We start from the raw sequence: 9,400 nt of genomic DNA on the forward strand, positions 1-9,400 counted from the left end.
GCTCGGTGTTCTCCTTCGCGCTCCAGCTCGCGGCCGCGGCCGCGAGCTGGAGCGCGAAGGAGAACACCGAGCCACGCCCGGGCTCGCTCTCGACGAGGATGTCACCGCCCATCGCCGCGATGATCTGCTTGCTGATGGCCAGTCCGAGCCCCGTGCCGTCGTGGCGGCGTGTGATGCTGGAGTCGGCCTGTGTGAAGGGCCGGAACAGGCGCGCGAGCACGTCGGGCGAGATGCCGATGCCCGTGTCTTCGACCCGGAACTCAATCATGTCCCCGGCCGCGTGCTCCAGGCCTGGCGGGAGCGCGGTGATTCGGAGACGGACCGTGCCGCGCTCGGTGAACTTGATGGCGTTGGAGGTGAGGTTCACCAGCACCTGCCGCAGGCGCGCATCATCGCCGACGACATGCGCCGGCACGTCGGGACCCTGCTCCAATGACAGCTCGACCGACCGGGTCCTGGCCGCGGGCCGCAGCATGTCGATGACCGAGGCAGCGAGCTTTCGGAGCTCGAAGGGGGCATGCGACAGGATGAGCTTCTGCGCGTCGATCTTCGCGAAGTCGAGGATTTCCTCAAGGAGCCGGAGCAGCGCTCGGGCACTGTCATTGATGGTGCGCACGTGGGCCCGGCTCTCGAGGCTGAGCGACGTGTCGAGGACCAGGTCAGAGAGGCCGATCACCGCGTTCATGGGCGTGCGGAACTCGTGGCTCATCGCCGCGAGGAACGCGGCGCGGGCGTGCGACATCGCCTCGGCGCGCTCTTTCTCCACAGCGAGCTCGCGCAGTTTGACAGACAGTTCGTGGCGCGCCTGCCGCTCCCGCCGCTCCGCCTCGAAGCGCTTGCGCCGCTGCTGCTCGAACGAGCTGGCCGAGAGGCTGCCGACGATGTTCAGGGTGGCGAGCGCGAGCGCGGTCGCAACGCGCCCTTGGGTGTCCATCGCCGCCTGGGGACCTGCCAGGGTGACGAGCACCACCCCCCCAAGCACGAACACACCGCCGGCGATGGACCGCGGGAGCAGGGGGCCTCGCATCGCAAAGGAGAAACAGCAGATGAGGGTGGCGCAGGCGATGACGGGGCCTTGGATATGTCCCGTCGACAGCTTCGACAGATGGACGACGGACCCGAAGAGCACCATCGCGGCGAGCCCGAGTTGGACGGTTTGATCCATCTGCCGGGGCGACCGGGCGCGGCGCAGGAGGACCAGCCCCACCCCAGCAGCCACGAGGAGCAGGGCTCGCGAGGAGACGGAGACAGTCAGCCAGGCCCCCTGAAGCTGGGAGAAGTCGTTGCCCACTGTCACGGCAAAGGTCACCCCCATCGCGCCCAGCACGATGGCGAATTGCCGCCCGTCCTCGCGGAGGAAATGCCGTCGGTATCGCTGCTCACGAAGGCGCACTACCCCTGGAGTAGGGGATACATCCTGCATGGGCATTCGGGGCACGGAGCAGTCTCTCGCGGGGGCGCCAGCCGTGTCCACGCCGCATGACGACACCCGCCCGCAACCCCTTTCCCCTTCTCTCCTTCGCATGGTGCGTTACGCGCAAGTCCATCCAGACACCGCTCGGAGCTCACCCCGTACGCGCGGAGCTTCCGGAAGGCCACAGGGGCGCGCCCGACTGGCGGTGGCACTCGGGACTCGGGTCGACTCCGCCCCTGTGCGGTCTGTCGCGCGGAGACGTCCCATCACCACCACCCCACCCGCGGAATCGCACGGGCGCGTCCATGTTGATGCCAGACTCAGGGCCACCGTCGATGATGTTACTCCCGCAGCACGGTGAGCCCTGTGTCGGTCAGGACATAGAGCATGGCCGGTGCCACGGTGGGGTCATACACGAGCTGGAGCACCTGCTTTCCATTCACGGAGTCCACGCGAGTGAGCGTCTCTCCGTCCCGCTCGATGCGCCACAGGCCCTGGTCGTCGGTGCCCACGTAGACGATGCCCTCGTCGGTGGCCGCCAGCGCCGTCACGTTGTCGGAGGGCAGGGTGGTGATGCGCGTATAGTTCGCGCTGGAGCGGTCCGTCTGTTCCATGCGCCACAGGCCGAAGTCACGGCTGCCCACCCAGGTGGTCCCCGCCTTCGTGCGAGCAATCGCGCGCCAGTGGTCGAAGGCCTCCAGGCTGTTGAGTTGCGAGTTGTGCCCCTTGTAGCTCCAGGGCACCGGGCCCTCCCAGGTGCGCTCCTTGTCGAAGTCCTCCAGCACTCCGTTCGGCTCGAGGATGCCCACCAGCCAGTCATTGGCCACGAGCACTTCACCGCCGGCCCCGATGCCGAGTCCCCAATTGAAGCCCGCCTGAAGCGACTGGGACACGCTGCCGTCCGCGCGCGGTGTCTCCAGATACCAGGCCGCATGGCGGTGGCTGTTGTATGTGAGGCCGCGAACCAACGTCACGCCGTGGTTGGTGCCGATGTAGACATCTCCCCGGTCCCTGCCGCGCATCACCCGCTGGCAGGCGAGCACCGAGCGGTCCTCGTCGTAGTGGAAATCATTGGTGTTGCGGATGCCGAGCTGCTGCTGCCCGCCGGACACTCCCGCGCTGCGCCACAGGTGCTCCTCCAGCACCACCTGGCCGTCGGACTCCAGGCGCACCGCGTCCAGGTCGCCCTTCTGGTACTCCGCGAAGCGCTCCGCGGTGTAGTGGGGCTCTCCTTCCACGGGGATGTATGCGTGGGGCTTGTCCGGGACCTCCGGCTGCAGTTCGTAGGTGTGGTAGCCCACGTAGGCGCGCCCCGCCTCGCCCCCGCAGATGACGGTGGAGCCGAGCGCCTTCTTGTCCCGCCCGAAGCCCTCCGCAGCCTGTCCCACGCCACGCGTCCACGTGGGCGCCGTGTCGCCGGGACGCAGCACGCCAATCTCCGCGCCCTTCAGCAGCCAGATGTTGTGCCCCTCGTCGACGCCGATGCTCCGGACACCCGCGCCAATGCCAAACGCCGTCGCGTAGTCCTTCACCGCGTCCAGGGGCCAGGGGCCAGGGCCATCCGGCGAGTCGACGTCATCCTTGCCCGACGACTCGCCGCATGCGCCGAGGAACACCGCCATGCCCACTGCCGTCGCCCATCGCCACCCGCCGTGCATGCACCCTCCCGGCATCTCGCTGCTGCCAGAAAGACAGCAAGGCGTATGCCCGGTGGGGATGGGAAAACTCCTTCCCACCGTGGCGACTCCAAGGGGAGACGGCACGGAGGTGGGCGTGGTTTGACTGGAAGATGACGACCCGAGGGTGAACCGCTGTCGCCAGGACTGGAGCCCGAGGGAACGCTGGTTCCTCCAGGTCGGTGCAGGGCCTACCGTTGCCTGCGGGGGGAGCCCCCCTCCCTGGAGCCACTCTCACCAGGGGCACAAAGGGACGTCGTGGTGTGGCCTGCACGAGGCCTGGGAGGAAGTATCCTGTCCGGAGAGGATGGCGTCCGGCGGGCCAGTCCGCCCGGCCATGCTGGTGCTCGGAGGTGTCTCATGTCGCAGTCCACCCGTTGGCTCGTGGCAGGCGTTGTCGGGGCGCTCCTGGCGGCAGGAGGAGCCGCTTTCCTCTGGGCGCGCGCCGCGGTGAAGCGGAGCCCCTCCATCATCCATCCCGATGAGGAAGGACCCCGCAAGTAGAGCACCCGGCACCCCTCCCGCTGCCTTCATTCGCCGATTCAACGAGGTCTGCGAGGACCTAGCGTCTGGATGCAAGCGAGACACTGGTGTCAGCCGGGCCCCGAGACGTCATTCACGCCCGTGGGGGTCGTGAAAGACATTCAGGGGCTTGTTCTTCGTCGTCACGGGTGATTGGTTCCCGAGCTGTTTGAAGAGGGGGAATCACACATGAATCGTGGCACGAGACGGATGTCTGGCATCGCGGCGTGGTGCGGGTTGCTGTGCGCGCTGTGGCTGGGGGGCTGCTCGGGGAGCGAGCCTGTCGAAGCGGCACCCGAGCCCGGCACCGCGCGCGCCGCGGAAGGCTTCTCCCGTCAGGGAACGGTGCTGGCGGGGCGCAACCACTCCCTGGCCCTGCGCTCGGATGGGACGGTGTGGTCCTGGGGTGGCAATACCTTTGGACAACTGGGCAATGGCACGACGCGCGCGCGTCCGTTCCCCGTGCGGGTGTGGCGCTTGTTCGACATCCGGGCGCTCGGGGCGGGTGAGCTGCATTCGCTGGCGTTGAAGTCGGATGGGACGGTGTGGTCCTGGGGCAACAACCTGAATGGACAGCTTGGAGATGGGACGACGACTTCGCGTCCGGTGCCCGTGCCGGTGCCAGGACTGGCGAATGCCGTGGCCATCGCCGCGGGCTTCTCCCACTCCCTGGTCTTGAAGTCGGACGGGACGGTGTGGGCCTGGGGCAACAACGCGACGGGGCAGCTGGGAGACGGGACGACGACGCGACGCGTGTCCCCCGTGCAGGTGCAGGGGCTGACTGGAGTGATGGCCATCTCCGCGGGCAACGTCCACTCCCTGGCGCTGACGGCGGATGGGCGGGTGTGGTCCTGGGGTGGCAACGCGGACGGGCAGCTCGGGACGGGTGACCTCACGGGCCGCACGCTGCCCGCCATGCTGCCGGGCCCGACGGGCCTGACGTCGGTGTCGGGTGGGGGCTCGCACACGGTGGCGTTGAAGGTGGATGGGACGGTGTGGACCTGGGGCAAGAACGACGAAGGGCAGCTCGGCCTGGGCTCCACCGCGGTGACTCTGGTCCCCACGCAGATTCCGGCGTTGAGCGGAGTCGAGGCGGTGGTGGGCGGCGGGCAGCACACCGTGGCGCTGAAGGGCGATGGGACGGTGTGGGCGTGGGGGAGCAACGCGCGGTCGCAGCTGGGAGATGGAGGCATGCTCCAGCGGCTGTCGCCCGTGCAGGTGCCAGGACTCACGCAGGTCCGGGGTGTGTCAGCGGGCGGCGGACAGCACTCGGTGGCGGTGAAGGCGAGTGGAGAGGTCTGGGCCTGGGGCTCGAACACCGACGGTCAGGTGGGCGACGGGACGTATCTGATGAAGTCGGTGCCCGTGGCGACGCGCGCGTGGCTGGAGCGAGTCGAGGCCTCGGGAGGGCAGTATCACTCCCTGGCGGTGAAGGCGGATGGCGCCGCCTGGTCCTGGGGCGGCAATACGTATGCGCAGTTGGGCGATGGGACGACCGTGTCGCGCTGGGCTCCGCTCAAGGTCACGCTCCCGGGGCTGCCTCTGGTGGGCTCTGTCGCCGCCGGAGGACTGCACTCGGTGGTCCTCAGGGAAGACGGCACGGTGTGGGCCTGGGGCTCCAACACCTACGGCTCCATCGGGGATGGGACGACGACCGCGCGATTTCTCCCAGTCCAGGTGCATGGCGGGCTGGTGGCCACGGCCGTGGCCACCGGATTCCGTCATGCGCTGGCGCTGAAGGCGGATGGCACGGTGTGGGCCTGGGGCTCGAACTCCATCGGCCAACTCGGAGATGGCACAGGCCTCAATCGGACCGTGCCCACCCGAATCCCAGGGTTGTTGAACATCGTCTCGCTCGCCGCGGGCGAAGCGCATTCGCTGGCCTTGAAGTCCGACGGCACCGTTTGGACGTGGGGCCACAACAGTACATCGTGGATGGAGTTGGACCCCGAGGAGCCGACGGGAATGGGGCTCCTGTCTCCGATGCAGGTGCTGGGGCTCTCGGACGTGGTGGGTGTCTCGGGTGGCAACAGCCACTCCCTGGCGCTGAAGGCGGATGGGACGGTCTGGGCCTGGGGCAACAACGATTACGGGCAGTTGGGAGACGGCACCGTCGCTTCGAGGATGACACCTGCTCCGGTGGTAGGACTCTCGGGCGTGGTCGCCGTGTCAGCGAATGGGATGTATTCCACGGCGCTCACGGCGGATGGGACGGTGTGGACCTGGGGGTACAACGGCTCCGGCCAACTGAGTGGAGGCAGCGGACCAGCGCGGTCGCTGCCCGCGCAGGTTCCTGGCCTGTCCACGGTCCGGTCCCTGGTGGCTGGCGGGAGTCATGCCCTGGTGGTGAAGGACGACGGGACGCTGTGGTCCTGGGGGTACAACTACTCCGGACAGATTGGTGATGGGGTGACCGACCGGAAGGCGAGCCCCGTTCCTTCTTTGATTCTCCGCTCGCGTGGGGTGGCCGCGGCCTCCCAGGTCGCGCTGGGGCTGACTCCGGACGGCAGGGTCCAGGCCTGGGGCATGAACGTCTGGGGGCAGTTGGGAGACGGGAGCATCATCACCCGGCCGGAGCCCATCGAGGTGTCCGGGCTGACGGGGATGCTGGCGGTCTCCATGGCGTACAACCATGCGCTGGCGCTGAAGTCAGACGGAACGGCGTGGGCCTGGGGGTCCAACTCGAACGGCGCGTTGGGAGATGGGACGCGGACCCAACGCAACACCCCCGTCCAGGTGCTGTCCACGGTCAGGTTTCTCTCCGTCTCCACGGGGGCCGCTCACAGCATGGCCCTGGCGGAGGATGGGACGGTGTGGGCCTGGGGGGGCAATGGATATGGAGAGGTCGGCGATGGGACACAAACCCTGCGCTCCCAGCCTGTCCAGGTGGTGGGGCTGACGCAGGTGATGGCCATCGCGGCGGGAAACTCGTTCTCGCTGGCCTTGAGGGCGGACGGGACGGTGTGGGGGTGGGGACACAATGCCTATGGCCAGTTGGGGATCAACTCCACGACAGCGCGGTCGCTGCCCGCCCAGGTGCTGGGGCTCACGGGCGTCACCGCCATCGGGGCCGGCAATGGCCATTCCCTGGCATTGAAGTCAGACGGGACGGTGTGGGGGTGGGGCAATAACGCCTACGGAAACCTGGGGGACAACACCACGGTCAACAAGCTCACGCCCGTGCAGACGAAGGTGCTGACCGGAGTGGTGTCGCTCTCAGCGGGCGTGCAGCACAATCTCGCAATCACAGTGGGAGGACTGGTCTGGGCGTGGGGACGCAATGACCAGGGTCAACTGGGAGATGGCGTCCCGTCGACGTCGAAGCTGCTGCCCGCGCGAGTGAGCCCGCTCGGGACGGCCGTGGCGGTCTCCGCCGGAGGAGACCATTCCCACGCCATCCTCGCGGACCGGAGCGTCTGGTCCTGGGGCAGCAGCACCTATGGACAGCTCGGCACCGGGCTGTCGCTCATCCGGGCCGCTCCCGTGCAGGTCTGGTGAGGCGTCACGTCGCGCCGTCGTTTGCGAGAGGGGCCCACGTGCCCGGTGTTCAGGTCGTGGGCCCCTTGTGTGTCCGCTGGAGATGAATCCCTGCTGCGCCGGTCCGGCTCTTGGCGCACGGGGTTTCGTCAATAGCCCGCATCGCTCATTATGGTGCCGTCCGCTACTCCCAACTGGGCTCCCATCGTCCCGATGCGTCGAGCGCAATACCTCTGTGGAGGGAGCGCGGATGCCCGACTGCCGATGTACCGTGCATCTGCTGTCACGGCGCCACCTGCTGGGGGACCCATGTCTGAAGGAATCAAGTCTATTGGCATCTCCGCCACCAAGACGCTCGTCAACTCCATACTCGTTGCCCTCGTAGTGCTTGGCTCACTCGTCCTTGGATACCGTGCGATTCGGCCAATCCAGCCGACGGGCGAGGAGCTGGCAATCGCATTGGCGAAACAGAGCGTGCAAACAGGTGTTGAAGATTTTGCTTCCATGGTTAATCGCTATCTGGACAACTCCCATGCGGTTCGGCTCGACAGCATGATTCAGTCGCGCCTGGGAGAGCTACGAGGCGAAATTGTGGTGACGGGCTGGGTAGCCAAAGAAGTCGCAACCAACCTGTACATGGTCAGCTTTACCTGGACCCATCCCGCGAATGGTGAGCGAGGGGCCTTCTTCGAGGTCGACACCAAGAACAGATTCGCCCGCCCCATCATCCCGGACGACGAACTCGCACTGAAATACGGCGTGCGCTCGCAGGAGGACTTTCAAAAAGAAGAGGCGGTCACACGGGACTTCATCAAGAAGAAGTACCCCGAGGGAGCTCTCCAATATGCAAACCACATCCTGACCATTCAGGGTAGGGCAGATGGAGATTACAAGCCACAAGACGTCGCCCAGGAGATTCACCGCAGTTTGAAGGGAGCGTTCGAACACCGCAGGGATCAGTACCTCCAAGTCAAGATGACCAAGGGAGGTCTCGTTGGCGAACACGCTGCGAGGTACTAATCCCCGGGCAGTGATCTCATCCTCTCTTTTTCGTGTGATGGGCCAGGAGAAGGTGTGCAAGTTCCTTGATGAATAGTTCACAGGAAGAACGAAGTGTGCTGCTGACACGAAAGAGGTGGTGCCATGGCAAAGGGTGCAGTCATTACATTTGATTTGAGACCTCAAACCAGCGATGACTACAAGACCGCCTATAGCATTCTGGGGAAGGCGGGCTTCACCGTAGCAACGCCGAACATGACCGTTTTTCTCCCCAACACCACGGTCATGGGAACCATCCCTGAACACTGGACGGCCGAAAATCTGAGGGACGCGGTCATGACTACCTTCAGGAACGCTGGATTGGTCCTGACCTCCATCCTCTGTGGTGTGGTCACTGATTGGGCAGTCATGGGTGACCGAGTAGACTACAAGGCGATCTCGCCGTAACGACTGGAGCAGTCGCCAACGAGTTGAGTGCTGCGGAGTCAGGCGTTCGCAGCTCTCTCTGGGACGGAGTTGCACCGCATTCGTTGAGCCGCAACAAGAAGAAATGTGACGTTCCCCGAAACGAAGCGCATCGCCTCCTCCTTCGAAGAGTTGCTAACCCGCGCCCTTCGCAGTGGCGGTCGTGCGTACTGGCTGGGCGGATGGCGTTCGCCCACTCCCGACGTGGGAGTGGGCGAGCGTCAGGCCCTCAGTCCGCGGACATCGCCACGCCAGGTGACACCTTCGACGCCTTGCGCGCGGGCAGCCAGCTGGCCAGCACCACCACGGTGAGCAGGAGCACGGGCACCGCCAGGAAGGTCAACGGGTCCGTCGCGCTCACGTCGTACAACATCCCCTCCAACACCTGGGACAAGGCCAGCGCCAGCAGCAAGCCCACGCCCAACCCCAGCGCGCACATCCGCAGCGCCTGCCTCATCACCAGCCGCACCACGTCCGACGGCATCGCTCCCAATGCCAGCCGGATGCCCAGCTCCCGCTTGCGCTGCGCCACGCTGTACGCCATCAACCCGTAGATACCCAGCGAGGCCAGCGCCACCGCCGACGCCGCGAAGGCCAGGAACAACACCCGCTGGAAGTTCCGGTTCGCCACCGAGCGCTCCAGGTTCGCCTCCAGCGTCGTCGGCTTGCGCATCGACAACTGCGAGTCCAACTGCAGCAGCTCCGCTTTCGCCGCCGCCGCCACGGTCTCCATCGGCAGCTTGCTGCGCACCAGCAGCGTCGTCGCCGGCCACGGCGTCTGCCCCAGCGGCGCATAGAGCTCCGGCTCCGCCGGACTGTCCAGCGCCCGCCCCCTCATGTCCGCCAC

6 protein-coding genes are annotated in these 9,400 nt (G+C 66.5%); 3 read left to right on the plus strand and 3 right to left on the minus strand.

What is annotated here, in order from left to right:
• Both HUW62_RS50205 and HUW62_RS42895 read right to left on the minus strand, forming a co-directional pair.
• On the minus strand, nt 1-1,297 hold a 1,297-nt coding region (locus tag HUW62_RS50205), incomplete at its 3' end, for an ATP-binding protein (protein ID WP_368670624.1).
• 458 nt (nt 1,298-1,755) lie between these two features.
• A complete protein-coding gene (locus tag HUW62_RS42895; RefSeq protein ID WP_176437729.1) occupies nt 1,756-3,072 on the minus strand; it encodes a hypothetical protein in 1,317 nt (438 codons plus the stop codon).
• Between the two features lie 729 nt (nt 3,073-3,801).
• Here HUW62_RS42895 and HUW62_RS42900 point away from each other — a divergent pair.
• The 3 genes from HUW62_RS42900 (at nt 3,802) to HUW62_RS42910 (ending at nt 8,535) form a co-directional block, all read left to right on the plus strand.
• Complete coding sequence (locus HUW62_RS42900) at nt 3,802-7,110, plus strand: RCC1 repeat-containing protein (RefSeq protein WP_176437730.1); 3,309 nt, start codon at nt 3,802-3,804, stop codon at nt 7,108-7,110.
• Between the two features lie 288 nt (nt 7,111-7,398).
• Nucleotides 7,399-8,109 carry a hypothetical protein gene (locus HUW62_RS42905; RefSeq protein ID WP_163866210.1) on the plus strand — a complete coding sequence of 237 codons (711 nt, stop codon included), beginning with the start codon at nt 7,399-7,401 and terminating at the stop codon, nt 8,107-8,109.
• A gap of 123 nt (nt 8,110-8,232) precedes the next feature.
• The gene (locus tag HUW62_RS42910; RefSeq protein WP_163866211.1) at nt 8,233-8,535 is read left to right on the plus strand and encodes a hypothetical protein; all 303 of its coding nucleotides are present in this window, start codon (nt 8,233-8,235) and stop codon (nt 8,533-8,535) included.
• Between the two features lie 247 nt (nt 8,536-8,782).
• Here HUW62_RS42910 and HUW62_RS42915 read toward each other — a convergent pair.
• Nucleotides 8,783-9,400: FtsX-like permease family protein (locus HUW62_RS42915; protein WP_176437731.1), on the minus strand; the 618-nt coding region annotated here is incomplete at its 5' end.

The organism is Myxococcus sp. AM011 (genome assembly GCF_013372595.1).
GTDB classification, from domain to species: domain Bacteria; phylum Myxococcota; class Myxococcia; order Myxococcales; family Myxococcaceae; genus Myxococcus; species Myxococcus eversor.

Coding starts and splice junctions, on each gene's coding strand:
- HUW62_RS42895 (WP_176437729.1), bottom strand. CDS start 3,072: ATGCACGGCGGGTGGCGATGGGCGACGGCAGTGGGCATGGCGGTGTTC.
- HUW62_RS42900 (WP_176437730.1), top strand. CDS start 3,802: ATGAATCGTGGCACGAGACGGATGTCTGGCATCGCGGCGTGGTGCGGG.
- HUW62_RS42905 (WP_163866210.1), top strand. CDS start 7,399: ATGTCTGAAGGAATCAAGTCTATTGGCATCTCCGCCACCAAGACGCTC.
- HUW62_RS42910 (WP_163866211.1), top strand. CDS start 8,233: ATGGCAAAGGGTGCAGTCATTACATTTGATTTGAGACCTCAAACCAGC.